This is a genomic window from Adhaeribacter radiodurans (genome assembly GCF_014075995.1).
Classification (GTDB): domain Bacteria; phylum Bacteroidota; class Bacteroidia; order Cytophagales; family Hymenobacteraceae; genus Adhaeribacter; species Adhaeribacter radiodurans.
On sequence record NZ_CP055153.1, the window covers coordinates 1,542,363 to 1,565,663 of the forward strand.

18 protein-coding genes are annotated in these 23,301 nt (G+C 39.3%); 9 read left to right on the top strand and 9 right to left on the bottom strand.

Annotated elements, in window-relative coordinates:
• Nucleotides 1–45 precede the first annotated feature (45 nt).
• Nucleotides 46–2,475 carry an outer membrane beta-barrel family protein gene (locus HUW48_RS06510; protein WP_182414912.1) on the top strand — a complete coding sequence of 810 codons (2,430 nt, stop codon included), beginning with the start codon at nucleotides 46–48 and terminating at the stop codon, nucleotides 2,473–2,475.
• A 15-nt stretch (nucleotides 2,476–2,490) separates the two neighbouring features.
• Here the strand turns inward: HUW48_RS06510 and HUW48_RS06515 are convergent, their stop codons facing one another.
• On the bottom strand, nucleotides 2,491–3,135 hold the full coding sequence (locus HUW48_RS06515) for an alpha/beta hydrolase (protein ID WP_182414913.1): 645 nt from the start codon (nucleotides 3,133–3,135) through the stop codon (nucleotides 2,491–2,493).
• 309 nt (nucleotides 3,136–3,444) lie between these two features.
• Between HUW48_RS06515 and HUW48_RS27215 the strand changes: the two genes are divergently transcribed.
• The 3 genes from HUW48_RS27215 (at nucleotide 3,445) to HUW48_RS06530 (ending at nucleotide 8,433) form a co-directional block, all read left to right on the top strand.
• Nucleotides 3,445–4,227 (top strand): tellurite resistance TerB family protein, encoded by a 783-nt coding sequence (locus tag HUW48_RS27215; protein ID WP_262891494.1) that lies wholly within the window; start codon nucleotides 3,445–3,447, stop codon nucleotides 4,225–4,227.
• 375 nt (nucleotides 4,228–4,602) lie between these two features.
• Entirely contained in the window at nucleotides 4,603–7,092 is a 2,490-nt protein-coding gene (locus tag HUW48_RS06525) for a TonB-dependent receptor (protein ID WP_182414914.1), read from the top strand.
• Nucleotides 7,093–7,170: 78 nt separating this feature from the next.
• Nucleotides 7,171–8,433 carry a PepSY-associated TM helix domain-containing protein gene (locus HUW48_RS06530; protein WP_182414915.1) on the top strand — a complete coding sequence of 421 codons (1,263 nt, stop codon included), beginning with the start codon at nucleotides 7,171–7,173 and terminating at the stop codon, nucleotides 8,431–8,433.
• A 162-nt stretch (nucleotides 8,434–8,595) separates the two neighbouring features.
• Here HUW48_RS06530 and HUW48_RS06535 read toward each other — a convergent pair whose 3' ends face one another.
• Together HUW48_RS06535 and HUW48_RS06540 are read right to left on the bottom strand one after the other, a co-directional pair.
• The gene (locus tag HUW48_RS06535) at nucleotides 8,596–9,729 is read right to left on the bottom strand and encodes a mechanosensitive ion channel family protein (RefSeq protein WP_182414916.1); all 1,134 of its coding nucleotides are present in this window, start codon (nucleotides 9,727–9,729) and stop codon (nucleotides 8,596–8,598) included.
• Nucleotides 9,730–9,961: 232 nt separating this feature from the next.
• The gene (locus HUW48_RS06540) at nucleotides 9,962–11,044 is read right to left on the bottom strand and encodes an anhydro-N-acetylmuramic acid kinase (RefSeq protein ID WP_182414917.1); all 1,083 of its coding nucleotides are present in this window, start codon (nucleotides 11,042–11,044) and stop codon (nucleotides 9,962–9,964) included.
• 132 nt (nucleotides 11,045–11,176) lie between these two features.
• Here HUW48_RS06540 and HUW48_RS06545 point away from each other — a divergent pair, with 132 nt between their 5' ends.
• Nucleotides 11,177–11,485, top strand: a complete 309-nt coding sequence (locus tag HUW48_RS06545; RefSeq protein ID WP_106929154.1) for an ArsR/SmtB family transcription factor — start codon at nucleotides 11,177–11,179, stop codon at nucleotides 11,483–11,485.
• Between the two features lie 63 nt (nucleotides 11,486–11,548).
• Here HUW48_RS06545 and HUW48_RS06550 read toward each other — a convergent pair whose 3' ends face one another.
• The 3 genes from HUW48_RS06550 to hemA all read right to left on the bottom strand — a co-directional run bounded on the left by HUW48_RS06550 (nucleotide 11,549) and on the right by hemA (nucleotide 14,343).
• Entirely contained in the window at nucleotides 11,549–11,866 is a 318-nt protein-coding gene (locus tag HUW48_RS06550; protein ID WP_182414918.1) for a DUF2752 domain-containing protein, read from the bottom strand.
• A complete protein-coding gene (locus tag HUW48_RS06555; RefSeq protein ID WP_220463996.1) occupies nucleotides 11,856–12,461 on the bottom strand; it encodes a TM2 domain-containing protein in 606 nt (201 codons plus the stop codon). The genes HUW48_RS06550 and HUW48_RS06555 overlap by 11 nt, the downstream gene beginning before the upstream one ends.
• 604 nt (nucleotides 12,462–13,065) lie before the next feature.
• Nucleotides 13,066–14,343: a glutamyl-tRNA reductase gene (gene hemA / locus HUW48_RS06560; RefSeq protein ID WP_182414919.1), complete on the bottom strand. Its 1,278-nt coding sequence runs from the start codon at nucleotides 14,341–14,343 to the stop codon at nucleotides 13,066–13,068.
• A gap of 246 nt (nucleotides 14,344–14,589) precedes the next feature.
• Here hemA and HUW48_RS06565 point away from each other — a divergent pair, with 246 nt between their 5' ends.
• Complete coding sequence (locus tag HUW48_RS06565) at nucleotides 14,590–15,768, top strand: sensor histidine kinase (RefSeq protein WP_182414920.1); 1,179 nt, start codon at nucleotides 14,590–14,592, stop codon at nucleotides 15,766–15,768.
• A gap of 8 nt (nucleotides 15,769–15,776) precedes the next feature.
• Here HUW48_RS06565 and HUW48_RS06570 read toward each other — a convergent pair whose 3' ends face one another.
• A complete protein-coding gene (locus HUW48_RS06570; protein ID WP_182414921.1) occupies nucleotides 15,777–17,471 on the bottom strand; it encodes a PAS domain-containing protein in 1,695 nt (564 codons plus the stop codon).
• A gap of 275 nt (nucleotides 17,472–17,746) precedes the next feature.
• Nucleotides 17,747–18,145, bottom strand: coding sequence for a hypothetical protein (locus HUW48_RS06575; RefSeq protein ID WP_182414922.1), 399 nt, complete (start codon nucleotides 18,143–18,145; stop codon nucleotides 17,747–17,749).
• 112 nt (nucleotides 18,146–18,257) lie between these two features.
• On the opposite strand from HUW48_RS06575, the gene HUW48_RS06580 reads away from it, so the two are divergent.
• Nucleotides 18,258–20,039, top strand: a complete 1,782-nt coding sequence (locus HUW48_RS06580; RefSeq protein WP_182414923.1) for an amino acid permease — start codon at nucleotides 18,258–18,260, stop codon at nucleotides 20,037–20,039.
• Here the strand turns inward: HUW48_RS06580 and dusB are convergent.
• Complete coding sequence (gene dusB / locus HUW48_RS06585; protein ID WP_182414924.1) at nucleotides 19,985–20,977, bottom strand: tRNA dihydrouridine synthase DusB; 993 nt, start codon at nucleotides 20,975–20,977, stop codon at nucleotides 19,985–19,987. The two genes, HUW48_RS06580 and dusB, sit on opposite strands and share 55 nt — an antisense overlap.
• A 57-nt stretch (nucleotides 20,978–21,034) precedes the next feature.
• Between dusB and HUW48_RS06590 the strand changes: the two genes are divergently transcribed.
• Complete coding sequence (locus HUW48_RS06590) at nucleotides 21,035–21,982, top strand: CPBP family intramembrane glutamic endopeptidase (RefSeq protein WP_182414925.1); 948 nt, start codon at nucleotides 21,035–21,037, stop codon at nucleotides 21,980–21,982.
• 234 nt (nucleotides 21,983–22,216) lie between these two features.
• A complete protein-coding gene (locus HUW48_RS06595) occupies nucleotides 22,217–23,059 on the top strand; it encodes a phosphatidate cytidylyltransferase (protein WP_246343720.1) in 843 nt (280 codons plus the stop codon).
• The last annotated feature ends 242 nt before the right edge of the window (nucleotides 23,060–23,301 follow it).

Below are 23,301 nucleotides of genomic sequence, written 5' to 3' on the forward strand. Positions count from 1 at the left end.
GTACCACTTTTATAGGGCAAAGAGAGGATTAAACTTACTACATATATGAGTCAACTATTTACTAAAATTAAACAAGTTTATTGGTTACTTTTTCTCTTACTACCTAATTGGACTTTCGCTCAAATCCAGGGTCAACCCTCATTCTTTATCCGGGGCACTATAACAGATGCCCAAAAAACACCTATTCCATATAGTAGCGTAGGATTGTACCGAGTTGTGGATTCCAGTTTAGTTACGGGAACTGCGGCAGATGATGCTGGTAAATTTGAGCTGTCTGCTAAAGAGGGCAGGTATTTCGTAAAAATAAGCATGGTTTCTTTTCGGGAGAGAGTAATTCCGAATGTAAATATTCAAAATCAAGATGTGCAATTGGGTTCGTTAGTACTAAATTTAAGTACCGAAATGTTGAAAGAAGTAGTGGTGCAAGGCGAACGCAGCACAATGGAATTAGCCTTAGATAAGAAAGTTTTTAATGTTGGTAAAGATCTTGCAAATTCTGGTGGTACGGCTTCTGATATATTAAGTAATGTGCCCTCAGTAGCGGTAGATGTGGAAGGAAATGTAAGTTTGCGCGGGAGTGGTAACGTGCGAATTTTAGTTGATGGGAAACCATCTGGTTTGGTAAGTATAAAAGGCGGCAGTGGTTTGCAGCAGCTCCAGGGCAGCAGCATTGAGAGGGTAGAGGTTATTACTAATCCATCCGCCCGCTACGAAGCAGAAGGTATGGGAGGGATAATCAACATCGTACTGAAGAAAGAACGCAAAGAAGGAATTAATGGCTCTTTTGATTTTATTACCGGAAATCCGGATAATTTTGGATTAGGGGCAAACGTAAACTACCGGAAGAAAAATTTAAATTTCTTCGTTAATTATACGGCTTCTTATCGCAAGGCACCCGGTCGAAGCACGCTCTATCAGGAATTATGGCGCAACGATTCTACTTTTATTTCCCGCCAGCGTTCCGAAAATGAGTTAAAAGGAATGTATAATAATGCCCGTGCGGGTATAGATTACTTTTTTAATCCTAAAAATGTACTCACGGGTTCATACACCTACCGACTTAATAAGGGGAAGCGGTTTTCAGATATCCAATACTTAGATTATTTATCTAATACTACAAATCTGCAAAGTATTACAAACCGGACTCAGGACGAAACAGAAACAGAACCAAATTCGGAGTACGCGCTGAGTTACAAAAGAACCTTTACCCGCGAAGGGCAAGAACTCACGGCCGATGTCCGGTACCTGGATAATTGGGAAAAATCGGATCAGTATTACACTCAGAAAACCTTATTGCCCGATGGAAACCCATCTACTATCGAAGATATTTTGCAGCGTTCCTTGAATGATGAAACCGAAAAGCAATTTTTAGTTCAAGTAGATTACGTACACCCGTTTGGTAAGGACGGTAAATTAGAAGCAGGTTTGCGCAGCAGTTCCCGTGACATGACTAATAATTTTTCGGTTACCCAGCAAGTGGCGGACGGTGCCTGGATGCCTTTTGATAGCTTAACAAATAACTTTTTATACGAAGAGAACATCCATGCTCTTTATGGTATTTTAGGTAATAAAATGGGCAAGTTTAGTTACCAGGTAGGTTTACGGGCCGAGTGGACCGGAGTAACTACTACTCTAAAAAAGACAAACGAAGTGAATCCGCGCAAATATGCCAACTTGTTCCCGAGTGTGCATGTAACCTACGATTTGCCGAAACAACATGCCTTACAACTTTCGTACAGCCGCCGGGTACGTCGGCCGCAATACAATGATTTAAGTCCGTTTATGACTTTTAGCGATAGCCGTAATTTTTTCAGCGGTAACCCAGACTTAAATCCTGAGTTTACCGATGCATTTGAATTAGGGCATATTAAGTATTTTGATAAAGGTTCCCTTAGCTCTTCGTTGTATTACCGCTATACAATGGATAAAATTTTGCGTATCCGGCGAGTAAACGAATTAGGTTATTCCACTACTTTACCCGAAAACTTAGCTACCGAAGATGCATTTGGAGCGGAGTTCGCAGTTTCGTATACTCCCTTTTCCTGGTGGAAAATAGACGGTAGCTTTAATTTTTTCCGGGCTATAACCGATGGTGGTAACCTGGACGAAGATTTTAATAGCGATGCTTACAGTTGGTTTGTACGGAAGACATCCCGGTTTACTCTCTGGAAAGACACTGATTTGCAATTACGCGGTAATTACGAAGCCCCACAACAAATGCCTCAAGGCAGGCGCAAAGCTATTGCTACTTTGGATTTGGCGCTTAGCCGCGATATCCTGAAAGACAATGGAACTCTTACTCTTAACGTAATCGATGTTTTTAACTCCCGCCGGTTCCGCTCCATTGTGGAAGGAGATAACTTCTATACCGAAACCAATTCGCAGGGGCGACTACGTCAAGTTAACTTAACGCTTAACTACCGTTTGCATCAAGCTAAAAAAGCAGTAAAAGAACCAGGAGAAGGCGATTACTAAAACTTATAGGATAATCTAATTTTTTGTATTTGCAGCGGCATTATTTAAAATTTTATTTGCTAAGGCAATCTCCTCTGGTAAAATAGTATGAGGACGTCCTTTGTAAATATTTTTAGTAACTGTCGCGCCTTTTTCTTCTAAAATCTGTACTGTTTCGTTTACCCGGCTTACGGGTACGTGTGGATCGGGGTCGCCGGTAGTTATTAAAACCGGTGTACCACCGAAATCACCGGTGTAATTCTGCGTATTTAGCTGTTGCCCTATCAGGCCGCCTGTAAAAAGTATTAAGCCGCCATATTGTTGGGCCTTTCGGGCAGCAAATTCAGCTGTTAAGCAAGCGCCTTGTGAGAAACCCAGTAAATAAATGGATTTACTATTAATTCCCTGGTTTTGAATACTATCAACTACTTCATTCAGGAGCGATAAAGCTGAATCCAAGGCAGGCTGATTTTGTTCTACCGGAGCCATAAAACTATAGGGGTACCAGCTATGATTGGTAGCCTGAGGGGCAAAAAAAGAAAAATTAGTTACATTCAGGTAATCATTTAAAGATAAAATGCTTTTGGCAGTAGCTCCCCGGCCATGAATCATAATTAAAGCTTTACCTGTTTCTTGCAAAGGCTTACCAGCCGTTATAATATTTTTTTGATGTGTATACATGTACTATTAGCTGTTATGTAATTGCTAATCTGGATTAAGCCAGAATTCAGTTCAATTATAAGAATTAATTATGGGTATACTGACAAGTTTTAACTTGTTACGAGGTTATCAGGCATTTTCTCAAATAAAGCTGAAAAATTCGACTACTTATAGACCAAGTTTCCTATCGAAAAACATTATTACATCCGTATTAAATTTATTTGGCCACTAAAGTGATACGCTACTTTCAGGCAACATTAGTCCTAAAAGACATTTAACTATTCCGGTTTTATCTCGTTTACCAGAAGGCACCAAACTAAATTTAAAACTATGGAAAATCACGAATCACAGTTGTTACAAAATTATTCTGAAAATGAAAGAGCCGCTTATTTAGGTGCCATTGCCAGTATTGCCTCCGCTGACCGGGTAGCTTCTGAGGAAGAAATTACTTTTCTGGAAGCATTAGCGCAAAATACGGGTTTATCGCCTGAACAGCAGCAATCAGTTGTTCAAGCGGCTCAAGATCCATCTAATGCAAATGTAAGAAGGTACCTTGATCAGTTAAAAAATAGCGAATTGCGTTTTTCCCTTATAACAGATATTATGAGTTTTGCCCAAGCTGATGGAAAGTTAAGCGGCGAAGAAGAAAAAAGAATTCAGGAAATGGCGCAATATCTCAATATTAATCAGCAACAATACGGTGCTTTGCATCAGTATGTAAATAAAGCTAGCCAAGCACAGCAGCAAGGCCAGAATCCTACGGATCATTCATTTTTGGAACAAACCGGCTTAGCAAATTCTTTGGGACAGGCCGGTATTCCTACCAGTGGTTTAATGCAGGGCCTACTCGGCGTTTTGGCTCCCATGGTTATTTCTAAGGTGCTGGGTGGCCGTTCTGGTGGAGGAATGAATACCGGGATGGGCGGTTTAGGTGGTTTATTAGATGGCGTTTTAGGCGGTAGCGGCTCCATGGGTGGTTTAGGCGGCCTAATGGGCGGTGGTTCTACGAGCGGCGGATTAGGCGGTGGAGGTTTAGGTAGTTTAATGGGCGTACTTGGTGGCCTAGGTAAGCAAGGGGGGGCTTTAGTGGAGGCGGTTTGGGTTCCATTTTAGGCTCTGTTTTAGGCGGCCGATAAAAATAATTTATATCATTATTAAGAAAGCCGGTTCAATGCCGGCTTTTTTGTTTTACATGTTTCCTGAATTTTTAGGTAAAATTGAAATAGCTCTTAATGCTAAAAGGATTTCTTTATAATTCTAAAATATGCTCTTGTGATAATACTGTAAGAGCGCTCATTACAGCATTCCTTCTACACATAGAACCTTCTTTAGCTAAATAATTGATAGTGAGTATTGTATTTGTTTTATTAAAATTTAGTTCCAAAATGAGCAAAAAATTAAACAAATTTATTTGGATTGATTCTAAATAATAATTTGCTTTGCATCAATTTAGAATTAGTCTTAATAAATAAACATAAAAAATTGCTCATGATAGATTTCGACCTTCTACCTAAATTCCTTAAAACGGGATTTTTATTTATTCTACTAAGCTTTTTTACTAATCTTTATGCCAATGCGCAAGAGTTTGCCTACTTAGACGAAAATGTGGGTAATGGTTCTATTAAAGGAAGTATCACTTCTACCGATGGCAATCCGGTAGGTTTTGTAAATGTTTATATAAAAGGTACTAATAAAGGTGCAATTACTACCGAAGACGGTAAGTTTTACATCAAGAATATTAAAGAAGGCTCTTATACTTTAATAGCTAGCTTTATGGGGTTACAAGCTCAGGAAATAACCGTTTCAGTAACCAACAATGAATCCAGCCTAGCCGACTTTACACTGCCTAAAAATAGCCAACAACTAAACGAAGTAATGGTAACCGCTACTCGGAGTAAAAACAAAACTCCGGTAACCATTGGTAAGATTGCCATTAGTCCACTAGATTTACCGCAAAGTGTTACCATTGTAAACAGCCAGGTAATTGCCGACCAGCAAGCTTCTAAATTAAGCGATGTAATCCGGAACGTAAATGGTGTTAGTTTAGGTACTACCCGCGGTACTACTTCCGAAACCTTTTTTGCCCGAGGGTATAACTTGGGTGCTAATAATATCATGAAAAATGGTGCCCGGGTAAATTCGGGTGCTATTCCGGAAGCCAGTACTTTAGAAAAAGTAGAAGTGTTAAAAGGCAGCGCGGCTTTGCTTTACGGGAACGTAAGCGGTGGCGCGGTGATAAATATGGTTACCAAACAACCTAAATTTGAGTACGGCGGCGAAGTTTCGCTGCGGGCGGGCAGCTATAACCTCTGGAAGCCTATTGCTGACGTATACGGCCCGATTTCTAAAAACCTGGCTTTTCGGGTTATTGGTACATACGAAAGCGCAGAGAGCTACCGCAAGAGCGTAGAATCTAAAAGATTATACGTTAACCCTTCTTTACTTTATAAACTAGGCGCCAAAACCGAAATTTTAGTTCAAGGAGATTATTTAAAAGCTGATTTAACTCCGGATTTCGGTATCGGAACACTAGATAGCAAGATTCCTACTTCTGTTTCGCGATCCAGCTTTTTTAACGCTCCTTGGGCTTATAATGAAATTGAGCAACGTACGGCTTCTATCAACATTAACCACCAACTGAGCAACTCCTGGAAGTTGAGTGTAATGGGTTCTAATCAATCATTCGACCGCAATTATTTTTCTACCGAACGGATTCAAGCCGATGCGGACGGAGACTGGGGCCGGAAGTTAACCCGCTCTAAAATTGCTGAAGATTATTATACCGGTCAGGTTAATTTAACTGGAAGCTTTAACACAGGTGCTTTTGAACACAAATTATTAGTGGGTACTGATGCCGAAAGATATTTAAACACCTCGAACGCTTTTAATATTGCTTCGCTGGGTCTAGGTGGCGTATATGACTCTATCAATATCCTGAATCCGATCAAGTTTATAGCCCGCACCGATGAGCCACTGGCAACGAATACTACCCGTACCGAAGCACCAACTTACCGTTTTGGAACTTATGTTCAGGATTTAATTAAAATTTCAGAAAAATTCAAAGTTTTAGCTGGTTTACGCTGGTCTTACCAAAAAACAGTTGCCGCTAAAACCTACGACGTAGCTACCGATGCACAAACGCCTAACCCTACTGCTGCAGACCGTTACGACCGGGCTTTCTCGCCGCGCGTAGGTATTGTTTACCAGCCGGTTTCTAATACTGCCTTTTTTGCCAGCTACTCTAACAACTTTACGCCTAATACCGGCAGAGATGTTTTCAACGAAAACCTGGCTCCTTCTATCATTGATCAGTATGAAGTGGGTATTAAAAACGACTTTTTCAACGATAAACTTTCGGCCAATTTCACTTTGTACCACATCATTAATAACAACCTGGCCCAACAAGCGCAATTCTTAGCTGATGGCGTTACGGTTAACACCGATGCAAACATTAAAGAATTAACCGGTCAAACCACCAGCGATGGCGCTGAACTAGATTTAAGCGGTAACATTACTCAAGGATTAAATTTTCTGGCCGGTTATAGCTATAACTTCATGCGCTACACAAAAACCTCCTCGGAAAACGGCAGTTATTTAGAAGGAGAACGGTTAGTTAGCAATCCGGCACACACTGCTAACGCTACCTTATTTTACACCCTCCAGAATACAGCTTTAAAAGGTTTAAAAGTAGGTGTATCTGGTTTTTATACTGGCGAGCGCAATGCCGGCTGGAATACACAGCATGTTGTTACAAGAAATCCGGATAACACCGTTACCAGAACCCTGAACAAGCGTTTAGTTCCTGTAACTAGTTTTACTACTTTAGACTTAAGCTTAGGATACAACATCAAGCAATTCACTATCTTGGGTAAAATATCTAATATTACGAATGAACTGAATTACTACGTACACGAAAACTACAGCGTGAACCCGATACCGCCACGTCAGTTTGTAACTACTGTATCGTTCCGGTTTTAATTAAAATTTAAAAACAGCCAAGCCTACTAACACTAGTAGGCTTGGCTGTTTCGCTGATATTATTACAAACTTAAATATATGAAAAACTTCTTTCGGTCTATCCACTTATACCTGAGCCTGGCCGGCGGATTGGTAATTGGCTTAGTTTGCTTTACGGGAGCAGCTATGGTTTTTGAGAAGGAAATGATGCAGGCTATTTACCCGGATCGGTACAAAGTAATTCCGGGTACCCAACGCTTACCCCTGGAACAACTGTTGGCCAACTTTAACCAGGCTAAACCAGGCGTAAAAGTAGCTGGCGTAAAAGTTTACAGCGATCCTAATCGTACCGTTGAATTAAGCTACTCCGATGAAAAACCCGGCAACAAAGAGGTGGGCAAAGGAGAACATAAGGCCCGGGAAAACAAAGACCAACAAGCGAAAGCAGAAGGCAAAGAAAGCCATGAAAAAGCCGTTAAAGGCGAAAAGGGCGGCCATGGTAAAGGTGGTAAAGGCGGCGGCCGACCAGGCAATGTGGCTTTCATTAATCCTTACACCGGTCAGTTAGTAGCTACTTCTACGCAAAAAAACGCTTTTTTTCGGAATATGTTTGAGTTGCACCGCTGGCTGTTAGTGCAAGAACCCGGTAAAATGATTGTGGGGGTAAGCACTGTGGTGTTTCTATTTATTTTGATCACAGGTATTATTTTGTGGTGGCCTAAAAACAAAAAAATCCTTCAGCAACGCCTGACTATTAAATGGAATGCCGGTTGGAAGCGCATTAACCACGACTGGCACATTGTTATTGGTTTTTATACTGCTATTTTCTTATTTGTTTTTGCTTTTACCGGCTTAGCCTGGTCGTTCGAATGGTTTAACGATGGCATTTATACCATTACCAACACAAATAAAGAACAACCTGAACCGCCTCAATCGCAGGTTAAAGAAAGCGCCCAGCCAATTACTTTTGATCAAGCTTATGCAACGGCACAGCAGCAAATGCCTTCTGCTGAATTCTACCAGTTCAATCGTCCGCGGGAGGCCGAAGATGCCTTTACGGTAATGGTAATGCCAAAAGATGCTGCTCATGAGCGGGCTACCAGCCAATTATTTTTAGATCAGTATTCTGGCGCGAAAATTGGCCAGCTATTATTTCAGGATAAGAATTTAGGGCAACGCGTTCGTAGTACTTTTTATCCGGTTCACGTAGGTTCTATTGGCGGTTTACCGGGTCGCATTATTGCTTTTATTTCGTGCTTGGCAGGCTTTACATTCCCCATTACGGGGGTTATACTTTGGATCAACCGCTTACGTAAGAATAAAAAGAAAAAAATAAAAAAAGCTTTAGCTCAAGCGATATAAGTTAGAAAGTAAAGGTTTATAGAACATAAAAAATAACCCTGGTGGAATTTAACTTCAACCAGGGTTATTTTTTATGTTCTATCTGAAGCCAGATACGCATTTGATATTAATAATTATTTACTAAATCTATCTGCTAAATCTTTTACAGAAATTTTAAAAAAGCTACTTGGCTGTTGTATTCAGTTTGTCTTGCTCCGTTTTTTGCAATACAATAGAAGTAGTAGGTAAGGCAAATTCGGCTTGGTGCTTTTCTACTATCTCTACAATTTTGTAGTTAATCTCTTCTTTTATATTAATATATTCGTTCCAGTCCATGGTATCTACAAAGTACTGCACCATAATGTCTTTAGAATGTGAGCCTAACCGATTGAAACGCACCCGGCCATCCTGATTCGTATGAGGATGATTATCAATAAAGGTCTGGATTTCGGCAGCAATAGCCCGAACTTGTTCAGAAGTAGTTTTATAGGTAACCGACACATCAAATAAAACCCGCCGGAAGGTACGTAGTGTAAGGTTATCTAAAGGTTTATCAATCATGTGTTTGTTGGGCAGCGTTACGTAACTTTTTTCGAGTGTACGGATGCGGGTACTCCGGAATCCAATTTTTTCTACTACCCCGGTTATTTCTCCAACCTGCACCAAATCGCCTACTACAAATGGTTGGTCCAGAAAAATGGTAAACGATGCTAATAAATTTTCGATGCTTTCTTTAGCGGCAAAAGCTAAGGCTAGTCCGCCTACTCCCAAACCAGTTATTAGTTTGGTTACATCCACGTAAAAAACCGTTCCCAGTATTACAAAAAAGCCAATTAGCACTAAAATAATTTTAGTAAAATCTTTAAAAAACGGTACTAATTGGTCATCGAGCTTCGAAATTGTTTTTTCGGCCCGTTTCATAAAGATCATTCCAAAAAAATCTACTAACCTTAGTATCACCCAGGTTATGGATAATATTAAAAATATGCGGTAAATCCGTTGCGTAATCGTCTTAAAGCCCAAATTCCCTTTCTCCGGTAAACCAAAAAATTCAGTTGGATAATGAAGCCTGTCGAACGCCAGGTACAGAAAAATTAAAAAAGTTAAGAAAGCCAGAGGGGTTACCAATAAGCGCCGGAAATCAGCTTTTGTTACATCAACGGAGTAGCTCTTCACAAACCCGTATAAAATACCGGAAAGTAATTGCGATAACATGGTTTTAAATATGTAACCGAACGACATAATACCGGCAAACCAAATGAAGTTCTCCAGAGTATTTCCCAGGAATTTTTGCTGTAACAAGTCACGTATATCCATAATCATAAAAGTACATACAAGGATTTTACTCTATCTATTGAGTAAATAAGGCAGATTGAAATAGCAGGCAAAGTTTCTTATATTTTTAGAAAACCTCCTGTAAAACTGTTTTATTACTATTCGTGAAGATTTTTTAGTTACAAAGATAAATTAGATTGGTGATAGGTGTTGATTATAGTGCGGAACGATAACTGGCCGCGTAAAAGAAATAAGCTAAAATTAAGGCTATCTTTTACTTTTTTCCCCAATAAATAGCGCCGCCAACATTGTCGTGTGATGCGCCTGTTACACTGCTCAAACAATTGGGTTGTTGTTGCCAACGGAGTACTCCTAAAAAAGCAAAAACCAAGGCTTCTTTAAAACTTACTAACTCCGGTTCAGGCACTATTACAGCAAATTGGTTACCCAAAGCTCGTTGAATAAGTTCAACTAGATAGGTGTTAAAAGCACCACCACCCGTAGCTAGTACCTGGTATGGTTTAGTATTGGTTAATACTTCTTTTATGCTTCGGGCTATGTGGTAGGCAATATGGTGGCAGGCGGTTTGTAGTTTATCTGCTAAAGAACAATTAGCGGCCAAAAGTAAATGTAGAGTATGGGCATCTATCCACTCTTTGCCTAAGGATTTGGGCGGTGGGGCCGAAAAGTAATCAGCCTGGTTAAGTTGTTCCAGTAAATCGGTTTGTACCTGGCCTTGGCGGGCCAAGCGGCCATCTTCATCGTAAGATAAATCTACTTCGCTTACCAGAGTATTTAATAAGATGTTACAAGCTCCCGTATCAAAAGCAATTCGCCCGTTTGGACTGGCCACCGATATATTGGCAATACCACCTAAATTTAGGCAACAATCATATTGGTTAAACAGCAACCGATCGCCAATAGGTACAAGGGGGGCACCTTGCCCTCCAAGGGCAATATCGAGCGTCCGAAAATCGCATACTACGGGTAAACCAGCAGCTGCTGCCAGGTAAGCACCGTGCCCCAATTGATAGCTAATATGTTGACTGGGTTGGTGAAAAATGGTGTGGCCATGAGAAGCAATAAAATCAGGAGAGATTCCGTTTTTACTTACGAACTCCCGTACTGCTTCGCCTAAATAGGTGCCATATTGGTGGTCGGCCAAAATAAATTTTTCTGCCGAAACATCCATTAGAGTGTTTAAACGCTGTTTCCAAAAAAAAGTATATGGCAAAGTAGTAGTATAATATATTTTATATATCCAATTTTGATTTTTTTTCGTAAATATGCAGTATGCTAAGTCGACTCCATCCAGAGAGGTGCCCGACATGAGCCCGATAACATGGTAAGTATTCATAATTTAAAGGTATACTTTTTTTATAAATGCTTAGCTTATTATTAGGGCCTTGTTCATACGCGCTTGAATCCCAATGACGTTAAAAACTGTGTGTTGTATGTAGGAACTTGTTTTAATTTTTTAATTATGAGTATGAGAAATTTATTATCGAGGGTGGAGTCTAAGAAAATAGACAAAGCTGCCTCGATGCTCAAGGTGTTAGCTCATCCGAAACGCCTTGCGATAGTTGATCTTTTAGGGAAAGAAGAAAAAATGACTGTAACGGAAATTTATAAGTATTTAGATTTACCGCAGGCCATTGCTTCTCAACACCTGATTACCTTAAAAGATAAAGGAGTATTATCTTCTTTTAAAGTGGGTACTAAAATTTACTATTCACTTTCTATTCCCAAGCTTATTGATGTTATCGATTGCCTGGAAGAATGCTGCACCGATATTTAATAAACTACTAACCGTATAATAAAAAAGGATGGCTATAACAGCCATCCTTTTTTATTATACGGTTTATACTCGCCGGTATTTTCGATGTTTAGCTACTTCCCGCAAGAAAGATTGTGCCCACAAATAACTAAGCAAGGGAAAAACAATAATAGATAATTTATTAAAATTTAATGCCGCACTAAAATCTAAATGAATCAGGTGCATAATGGCGCGCATCATACCACAGCCGTAACATTCAGTATCCAGTAAGAGCTTACTCAAGCAGAGCGAAGTACCGGTATCAAACTGATTGGCAGGTAAAAGCAGCAGGATAATTGGAATAAGAATGTACCCGCTAATTTTACCATACGACAAAATTCTTCTGAAATGACTAGAAGTCAAGTTTTTCAGTGTAATCGCCATCTTTTGGTTTTAAGTCACCCATCAGGATACGAATAAGGTCAATAAGGGCCCAAATACCGCAACCACCTAAAGTTAATATTTGCGCAATACCAATACCAGTATAGCCTAAATAAAAACGGTGAATCCCAATATAACCAACCACAAAAGCAAGAACAGCAGCTACTAACTGGCTTTTGCCAGAAGCAGCTTCGGCTGGGTTAGCGGCTTTTTCTTTCTTCTCGGCAGCTTTAACCACCGCTTTAATTTGTTTTTTAACTTTTAGCGCCGCTTTAATTTCAGCAATTTTAGAAATTTTAGTTTCCTTAGTGACTACTGGTTTAATTACGGTTATTCTGGATTTAACAGGAGCTACCGAAGCTTTATTGGTAGAAGCCGTTAATACAGCTTCTTCTTTAGCCGGATTTGGTTCGGCTACCATTTCAGCAGCAGTAATTACTTTTTCAGGAGCTGGAGCGACTTTCTTATGGTAGCTGCCATAAGGATCTCCTACTTTAGGAAAATAGTAAGTTTCTCTGGCACAAGCAGATAATAATAGAACTACAATAAGGTTGGATAGTAAAAACTTTAGTTTCATGATTAAAGAATTGATTTAGTTTAAATGAATTGTTTGACTTAAAAAAAACGCAAAAAGATTGCGTGCTTCTAAGTAGAGGCAGTTAAAAACAGGATTAAATAAATTTTTAGATTCGACTAGAATAAAACTCAACCTAAACTTTAGTTAGAAAAGTTTAAGTGGGTTTAAAAGGCATAGAGAGAAAGAGTTATCTTGTTACATAGGCATATAAAAGTTAATTGCTATTTAAATGTTTTTTCAAATATATAAAAGTTTATTAATGTACTAAACAAATTTTAAATAAAACAATTGTAAGAAATATGCTTTTTGTTAAATTTTAAATTACGTAGACTACTTGTTTTTTCTTCATTATTTAACCTGCTTATTTTTAAAGGTTTAATGCATATTGTAAATGCTTGTAAAAGAAATAGATAAGAGCTATACCTGATTTGTACTTTCTTGTAACAAGTTTGTATAGGTTGGTAGAAGTTGGTACTAGGTAATCGCTCAGGATTTAGTAAATTGAGGATAGATTGATTCGTTTAAACGAGCAAATAGTAAATAAAAACGAACTTTAAGTAAATGAAAAAGCCCGAAGAACTCGGGCTTTTTAAAAGTTTATATTTTATGATTGATGTTCGTCGGGTTGTTTTTCTAAATCAAATAAATCGTTCAGAACGTCAATTAAAGTTTCGGCTTCGCCTCGTTTACAGGCAGCTTTTAATTGCAGTACCGGCAATTTAATTATTTTTTGCATCATCGACTTGGTAATTTCATCCACTCGCTTGCTTTCTTCCGGACTTAATTTCTTCAGATGACGGGCCATTTCTTCCTGCCGAATGGTTTCTAAGGCATTCTTTAGTTTATGAATGGTAGGAGATACCATCATTTCTTTCGACCAATCGTTAAATTGATCAATTGATTCGGCAATAATTTCCCGTACTTTGGGAATAGCCGCCAAGCGTTGTTCTAAAGCTTTGGTAGCCTTGTTTTGAATGGTATCAATATTATAAACCAATACTCCTGGAATATTTTCTACTTCGGCTTCAATGCTACGGGGTACAGCTAAGTCAATAAAAAATTTATACGATAAAACATTTAACCGTTTTATCATTTCGGAAGTAAAAAAAGGCGTATTGCTGGCAATAGAAGAAATAATAACGTCGGCTTCTTTTAAGCCTTGTACAATATCTTCAAAAGGAAGTACCTGTAACTGGCATTCGTCGGCTAAAAGCTGGGCTTTTGATTGCGTACGGTTGGTTATAGTTATGTGTTGGAAAACAGATGATTCCTTCAGATTACGGCAAACATCTGCTCCAATTTCCCCAATACCTACTACCAGAATCTTTGGTTCGGGAATATCGACGGTTAACTCTTCTACCAACTCAATAGCAGCGTAGGAAGTGGAGGCTGCCCCATCGCGGAAAGAAGTTTCCTGCACTACGCGTTTGTTGGTGAAAAATATAGTATGCAGCAAACGATGTAAAAACGGACCTGCAGTAGCATTATCCGCTGACCATTGGTAAGCTTGTTTAACCTGGTTAGAAATCTGAATATCGCCTACTACCTGTGCATCCAACCCCATAGATACGTCAAACAAATGCTGAACAGCATCGGCGTGGCTATTGATAATGGTAAAATAATCGAGATACTGCGTTATATTGGTAATGCCTTTAGTTATACCTAAAAGTTTAACAATTTCAGCACTGGCATCCGAGTCGGAAGTGTAATAAACCTCGGTACGGTTACAAGTAGAAAGAACCAGCAAATCTGACGCCTGAATAAAATCTTTTAGGTTCTGTAAGAATTGCTTACAAGATATCTCGTCTAAAGCTATTAGCTCGCGGATATCCAAAGGTGCCTTTTTATACGATAACGATACTGCTTTAAAATTTTGAAGCATAATAAAGGTACGAACTAGCCCGTAATATTACGTTGCTATTTATTAATTTAAAACTATCTATTCAAAAACCAAGTTTATTTATAATCATTTTAAATAAATCTGATGACTTAACCCGATAACCTAATAATTATTTTCAACTCAAGGTATCTGTTTCTGAAGTAACTTTCGTTTATTAACAGCACTGGTACAATTTTCTATAAAAACGCCTACAAATTTAAAGTAGGTATGCTGATATCTTAACAAAGAATGATACCAATTTATTCCAAAAAAACCAGATTAAAGTTAGTTATTATAGTTATTGCTTTACTCATTGGAGCGGCAACTGTTATTTACAGTAACATTCTGGTAAGTAAACTATCGGAAATCGAAAGACAACGAATAGCTCTATATGCCAGAGGGTTACGCTTTATGATTGATAGCGAGAGTGATGACAATAAGGTTTTCATTCAGGAAGAAATTATTGATGCAAATAAAACAATTCCGGTAATATTAACCGACGGCGACGAAAACGTACAAGATTCTAAGAATATTCCACTGCCTAAAAACATCTCTGAAAAAAAAAAGCGGCAAATATTAGAACGTGAACTGGCCATAATGAAGGAGCAGCATAGTCCTATTCTGGTTGATTATGGTCCGAGTAAAAATTACATTTTTTACAAAGATTCGGCTTTGCTTTCGCAGTTGCGTTATTATCCATACGTGCAGTTAACTGTAATTGCTTGCTTTTCCCTGATGGCTTATTTTGCTTTTAGTTATTCCCGTAAAGCCGAGCAAAACCGGGTTTGGGTGGGTTTAGCTAAAGAAACAGCGCACCAATTGGGTACGCCACTTTCCTCCCTTATGGCTTGGTACGAATATTTAAAAGCCAGCCCCAATTTTCAGAATGAACCTATTGTAGAAGAGCTGGGTAAAGACGTGCGCCGGCTCGAAATTATAACGGAACGATTTAGTAATATAGGCTCTGTACCGACATTAAGAGACGAGAACATTTTGCGGGTTACCGAAAATGCCATTAGCTACCTCCAAAATAGAGTATCCAAAAAAGTAGCCTTTAGCGTAAAAGCCGATTTTCCGTCGGATACTCCGGCCAAGGTAAATATACCATTGTTTGAATGGGTAATTGAAAATATTTGTAAGAACGCCATTGATGCCATGGAAGGCAAAGGCAGTATTGATGTACGTTTATCGTTTGCTGGTAAAAACAAAAATAATGTAGCAATTGATATTAAAGATACCGGCAAGGGCATCCCTAAAAGTAAACTGAACGATGTTTTTTTGCCGGGATACACCACTAAAAAACGTGGCTGGGGGCTTGGATTGGCCTTAGCGAAACGGATTATTGAAAATTACCACCAAGGCCGCTTATACGTAAAATGGTCGGAGTTGGGCAAAGGCACTATGTTCCGGGTAATGTTAAACCGGTAATGGATTTACTAAGTATGGTAAGCTTTATCTACTATTTTGCGAATCAGCTGGTCTAGTTCTTTGGTTGTTTGCTCCATATAAAGTAAAACTTGCTGATTTTCCGATTTAAATTCATCTTTATTTAAGCATTGCAATAAACCTAAAATATTAGCCACTGGCCGTCTTACTTCGTGCGATTGCGAAAAAGCAATTTCGCGGAGTTGTTCGTTTTGTTGGGTTATTTTAAGTTCAATTTCTTTTACTTGCTGTATGTCTTGCAAGGCTCCAATCATTCGGGTAGGGGTATCGGTTTCTGTGTAAACAATGTAGCCCCGGTCGTACACAAATTTATAACTGTTGTTGCAGCACTTAAAACGGTATTCGGCTTGCCAATGCTTTTGTTTATCTAAAATAGCCTGATTTAAACTGTTTACCACCGACACCCTATCGTCCGGATGAATTTGCTGCGCCCACCAACTTAAAGAGCTTTCTACTTCCTGGGGCTGGTACCCGAACATCTCATAAAAAGCTTCGTACCTTTTAAACGTATTTTGCTCTATGTTCCAATCGTAAATAGCATCTTTCGTAGCTTTGGCGGCTAACCGGAACCGTTCATTAGTCTGCAAAGTTTCCGTTTCAAATAATTTAAGGTTGTTGATGTTAGCGGCATTCAGAACTACGCCAATTATCCGTTGATCTTCATCAAAAACGGGGAAATACGTCATCCAATACCATTCCGTCTTGCCAGCTATCTGAGTTTTACGCTCAATTTCTACTGGTCTTCCTAATAAAGCATTCTGAAAACTTTCGGTTATTGCCCGGGTATCTTTTTCAAAGCTATACAGCCGGATATCATCTCCTTCGTGAAGTTCTTTATTGTACATGCGTTTTATGCTTTGCCTGGCCTCCTCATTAAAGCTAATAATGCGCATATCTAAGCCAAGAAAGAAAAAAGCAGAAACCGTGCTTTGTAAAATTGCCCGGAGTTGCTGTTCCGAACGCTTAATTTTCTGGATGTTTATTTTTAGCTGAGTAATATCACGGAAGGTTAAAGCCAAACCTATACCATCTGGGTAAACATTTATTTCAAACCAAATTTTACGAGCCGGACAAAATACCTCAAAACTGGTTGGCTCTTGCTCATATAAAGCTCTTTCTAAATTAGGGCATTTATCTGCGCCATCCGTACCGGATACAAAAATCTGAATAAAATCACGACCTATACTCTGCTCCCGGGTCAGGCCGATAATTCCTTCCATTACTTTGTTGCAATCAGTAATTTGCCAGCCAGCATTTACATTAACGTAGCCATCCGGGTTATGCTCTACCATGAAATTATATTTTTGAACTTGCCGGATTAATTTGGCTTCTGCTTCTTTTTTAGAGGTAATGTCGAAACAGTTATAAAGAAAGCTTGTTACTTGGCTGTTGGCATCCGGCAGAGGAACAATAGTAGTGTCGAGCCATACGTAACTATTGTTTTTAGCTTTTATTTTAATGTCACGGCGGCAACTAACGCCAGAAATGGAGGCCAAGTCAGTTAAAAACAGTTCAGATTGAGGTTCTGTTTGAATAGTACAGATTGGCTGACCAATTAATTCAGACGCGGTATACTGGCTAATTTGACAAAAATTCTCATTTGCTTCTAAGATAAAGCCTTGCGAATCAATAACTATAATTGTACTTACCTGAGCGAGTGCCACCTCATTTAAAGCATTTCTCATATGGCTAGACGGAAAATTTAACAACACAATAAGGTTTATTCGGAATAGAAATAGTAAGGAGTGGCGGTCAGGCCTTTAATATTAAGTAAGTCGTTAACTCAAAGCATCAGAAAAGTATCATTTTAATAAACTTTGTTTTAAAAGGAGTATTAATTTAAGATTCGATTAGATAAAATAAAACTATTTTGATTAAGTTTTTTGAATATCTTAATTTTAAGTATTTCTTCTAAAAATTAAGTATTAATTCTTTTATATTCAGATTAAGGGTAAAAGGGCTATTTACCTACTGCCGCATGAGGCCGAGCGCGTAATCCAGACCAGGTTTCGTCGAGGGCAACTTGGGTGACACAACGTAAATCAATTTGTTGTATAATATTCCAGATAGTGTTCCGTTTTAAATCGCTTTTGATTTTTCCGGTTCCTTTGGGATAGCACGCCCAAAATAAACAATCGTATTTACCTGCATGAGCTACTGATTGCGTAAGATGTTCCATTTCGGATTGCGATGAACTAAAAACGGCTACAAAATCGTAAGTTCCTTTATCTTCCGGAGAAAATTGTTGATCGTGGTGTATTTCAGTTAGTAATTCTGCAAATTCATCTGGAGCATTCAGAATCAGAATTTTCTGGTTTGGCGATAAGCGCAGCTTTTTAAAAATAGCCTCCGAATTCATAAAAAATTAGTAAAATTAAAAGTGAAACATCTACCTTTCGGTAACCAGGCAAGATAAGTGTTTTGTTTTTGCTTTGTAAAAATTTTGTATTTTCCGGTTTTACTTACCTTTTATGAACATTAGAAATCTTTTTCGGAAAAAAGATATAGCCTCCATTGTTGCCGAATTTGATCGTAGCGAAGCCTTGCATACAACCGGTGGGTTGGTGCGCAATCTAACTTTAAGGGATTTAACTTCACTGGGAATTGCGGCTGTAATTGGCGCCGGAATTTTTAGCACCATAGGAAATGCCAGCGCAGCAGGTGGTCCGGCCGTTTCGCTTTTATTTGTTTTTACGGCAGTTGCGTGTGCTTTTTCTGCTATGTGCTATGCCCAATTTGCTTCTACTGTGCCCGTTTCAGGTAGTGCTTATACCTATGCTTATACTTCTTTCGGCGAATTAATTGCCTGGATTATAGGTTGGGATTTACTCATGGAATACTGCATTGGCAATATTGCGGTAGCTATATCGTGGTCGGATTATCTTACTTCTTTTTTAAGTGGTTTTAATTTAAATATTCCTTTGTACCTAACTATGGATTATTTATCGGCTTCCCGGGGCCACTCAGCCGTTACAGAACTATTAACGCAAGGTAAAACCCTGGCCGATGCCAGCCCCGCACTGCAAGATGCGTATCGTGCTTGGCAAATGGCGCCCAGCTTTGGTCCTATCAGGGTTGTTGCCGATATTCCGGCTTTGCTCATTACTATATTAATTACCTACCTGGTTTATGTGGGAATTAAAGAATCAAAGCGAACTGCTAATTTGTTGGTGCTCCTTAAGCTATTAGTAATTTTAATGGTAATTGTGGTAGGCGCTTTTTACGTGCAGCCGGCTAATTGGAGCCCTTTTGCCCCGAATGGAATTAGTGGAGTTTTAAAAGGTGTATCTGCTGTCTTTTTCGCCTATATCGGTTTCGATGCTATTTCTACTACGGCCGAAGAATGTACAAATCCGCAGCGCGATTTACCTAAAGCCATGATTTACGCGCTTATTATTTGTACTTTTTTGTACGTTACCATTACCCTGGTTTTAACAGGTATGGTTCCTTATACCGAATTAGGCATTGGCGACCCCTTGGCTTACGTTTTTGAACGATTAAATTTAAATGTATTATCGGGTATTGTGGCTTTTAGTGCGGTAATCGCCATGACGAGTGTATTGCTGGTCTTTCAGATTGGCCAGCCCCGTATTTGGATGACAATGAGCCGCGATGGTTTACTACCTCGTTTCTTTTCAAAAATTCACCCGAAATACAAAACGCCTTACTTTGCTACTATTGTTTCGGGCATGGTGGTAGGTATACCGGCCTTGTTTATGAACTTAACCGAGGTTACCGATTTAACGAGTATCGGCACCTTGTTCGCCTTTGTTTTGGTTTGCGGTGGTATTTTACTCATCGACCATGACCAGGCTCGGCCACCAGGCACCAAAGGATTTAGAGTACCTTATTATAACTCTAAATTTATACTTCCATTATTAATAATTACAGGTATTTTGCTGGCATTGTATTTTAATCCGGTGGGAGTGAAACACTTCTTCAGTTCGAGTGATGGCACAAACGCTGGCTGGGATGTTGTGAAACACCGGTTACCTTTGTACGGCTTTTTTATAGTATGCCTGGTGATGACCTACTATGCTTTTACTAAAAACTTATCTCTGATACCTGTATTAGGGCTGCTTACCAATTTATACTTGATGACCGAATTAGGTATTACTAACTGGAGCCGTTTTTTAATGTGGTTAGCGTTAGGATTAATTATCTACTTTAGCTACAGTTACCGGCACAGTAAATTAAATTATTCGACAACTAATAATAATTCTGATTCAGCTACTTCCGCTAAAATATCATAAACATCATCCGGTGACTCCGTTTGTACCAGCCGCATCCGGAAGGGCTTAAAGTTGGGCAAACCCTTAAAATAATTAGCGTAATGCCGGCGCATTTCAAAAATGCCCTGGCGTTCGCCTTTCCATTCTAAAGAGCGGGTAAAATGCAGTTTACAATTAGCAATCCGTTCTTCCAGCGTGGGTGGGGCCAGCATTTCGCCGGTTTGTACGTAGTGTTTTATTTCCCGGAAAATCCAGGGGTAACCAATAGCAGAGCGGCCAATCATTACGCCATCCACCCCGTAGCGGTTCTTATATTCGAGGGCTTTTTGAGGAGTATCGATGTCTCCGTTACCAAAAATTGGAATTTTAATGCGCGGGTTATTTTTTACTTCGGCAATCAACCGCCAATCAGCTTCACCTTTGTACATCTGTACTCGGGTACGGCCGTGTATAGATAAAGCCTGAATGCCAATATCCTGTAACCGTTCAGCTACTTCGGTCACATTTTTAGTAGATTCGTCCCAGCCTAGGCGGGTTTTTACTGTTACCGGTAAGGTAGTGGCTTTTACAATAGCTTCGGTCATTTGCACCATTTTGGGCACATCGCGCAGTAAAGCCGCTCCGGCACCTTTACAAGCTACATTTTTAACCGGACAGCCGTAATTAATATCAATTAAATCCGGGCCGGCCGCTGCCGAAATTACCGCCGACTCCCGCATAGATTCGATATCGCTGCCGAATATCTGAATACCAATGGGGCGTTCGTAATCAAATACATCCAGTTTTTGCCGGCTCTTGGCTGCTGCCCGAATCAAACCTTCCGACGATATAAATTCGGTGTACATCAGGTCGGCACCATTCGCTTTACATACGGCCCGGAAAGGCGGATCGCTCACGTCTTCCATGGGCGCAAGCAAAAGCGGAAAATCCGGCAGAGAAATGTTTCCTATCTGTATCAAAGACTAGATTTTTTAAAAATTCGCGTAAATTTACTTTTTCTAAACCGAAATCCCGCTATGAAAGGTTTCATTTCGAAAGACCTGCACCCCTTTACGGCTATGTTGGTATTGTTGCTCTTTATTGCCGGTGGCTTTTTTATTGGTAATTTTGTGGCCGTAATACTAATGAAGCTTTTATTTAAAGTTAGTTTAACTGATATAACTTTACTTACTCAAAACCCCAATGCGCAACCAAACGGTAAAATGGCAATAAATTTATTTCAGGGTGTTACTCATTTATTTGCTTTTACTTTAGGTCCATTAGCCTATTTGTATGCCAGTAACCGCCAGCCTGGTTCTTATTTATCTCCTCAAAAATACGTACCAGGGAGCTTGTTAGTGCTAAGTGCTTTGCTGATTTTGTTTATTATGCCGGCTAATTCCTGGGTAATTAACTGGAATGCCAATGTGCATTTTCCGGAAGCCTTAAAAGCATTTGAAGCTTGGGCCAAAGCTAAAGAAGAAACCTTAAAAGTTCTTACCATTCAATTAACTGTATTTGATAACGCTGGGCAGTTTGTGTTTGGAATGGTTGTTTTTGGTTTAATTCCGGCAATAGGAGAGGAGATTGTTTTTAGAGGCTTGCTGCAGCGTAGTTTGTTGCGGGTGTTCAATAATACGCATGTGGCTGTGTGGGTAGCTGCATTTATTTTCGGTGCCATTCACATGCAGTTTTATGGTTTTATTCCGCGCATGTTGCTGGGAGCTATCTTGGGTTATTTATATGCCTGGTCGGGTAATATTTGGGTACCCATCGCGGGGCATTTTATGAATAACGGCTTTACGGTGTTGGTTCTTTACCTGCAGCAACGTAAGCTTTTAAATTTTCAGATTGAGTCTACCGATTCTATGCCTTTGGGTAGCATTTTGTTTTCATTAATTATAAGTGTGGTTACGTTATTATACTTGTATCGGAGCTACAAAAATTTACCCTTAAAGCAATCGTCAGAACTGCCTTCGGCTTAAAAGTTAAATTTATATTTAGGATGCAGGCCATTTGGCAGAATTAAAGGCTGAAAATTAAAAAGTAAGCTTGAGTTTCTGTGATAACCACTTTGTTTGATTATTAATAATTCAACCATTTTAGTGAATTTGTTCAGATACCATTCTAAATAAATTAGGGTTACGCCTTTAGAAAAAAACGTCGGCTAGGTTGTAGTTGCCGTTAACTTTTTATCTTGCAACCGGAAAATTGGATTAATGAAAATGCCCGCTGACCCGACCGATAAAAAGAAATTAAATAATTTTCAGCAACGAGTGTTGGTAGGTTTGGGCGGTGGAGCCCTGTTTATCGGCGCTATTTACTTTGGGCAGTGGACTTTTGCGGCATTGTTTCTGGCCTTAACTATGTTAGGTATTCGGGAGTTTTACCAATTACTTACTTTAAGGGGCTTTGCGCCTAATTACAATGCCGGTATTATATTAGGTAGCGCTTTATTTGTCTTAACTTTTTTATTGCAACTAAAAGCAGTACAATTAACCGTATTGTACGCACTACCACCCATTTTATTTTTCGTTTTTATCGCCGAACTCTTTCGCAAAAAAGAACAACCCTTTGTAAACATTGCGCTTACCTTAGTTGGTATGCTGTACGTAGGCGGCTCGTTTAGTATGCTGCCAATATTAGGTTTTTTAAAGGGCTACTACAGTTGGCAGGTAATTATGGGTACTATGTTGTTGCTCTGGGCTTCTGATTCAGGCGCCTATTTTGCCGGTAAAACGTTTGGAAAGCATAAATTATTTCCGCGTATTTCGCCGGGTAAAACCTGGGAGGGGTGGTTCGGTGGCACTGTAACTGCCGTACTGGTAGGCTATTTAATTTCCTTTTACTTCCAGGATTTAATTTTACCGCAATGGATAGGTATTGCTTTAATTGTTTCTGTTTTTGGCGTACTCGGTGATTTAATCGAATCGCTTTTAAAGCGAAGCTTGCAGGTAAAAGACTCTGGCACCCTCATTCCTGGCCACGGGGGGATTCTCGACCGTTTTGATAGTTTGGTATTAGTAGTACCCTTTATTGTAGCATTCCTGAAGCTGTTTTAGATTCAAAAAAGGGGAACGTAAATTACTTTTTTACTAAATCAGGAATGTCTCCAGCTTTTCCTCATTTCTCTAATAGCCAATGTTTTTGCTTTAACCAAATCTGTTTATTTATCGAATCTAAGTGCGCTACCGTAGGCTTTTACGGTAGAGCCAATCGGGTTGTAGTTTCCTCCTTCTTTATAATTATAAGGAGTTAAGTCAATCATCTGAATTATTTTTAATAATGCAGGAAAGCCAAATCC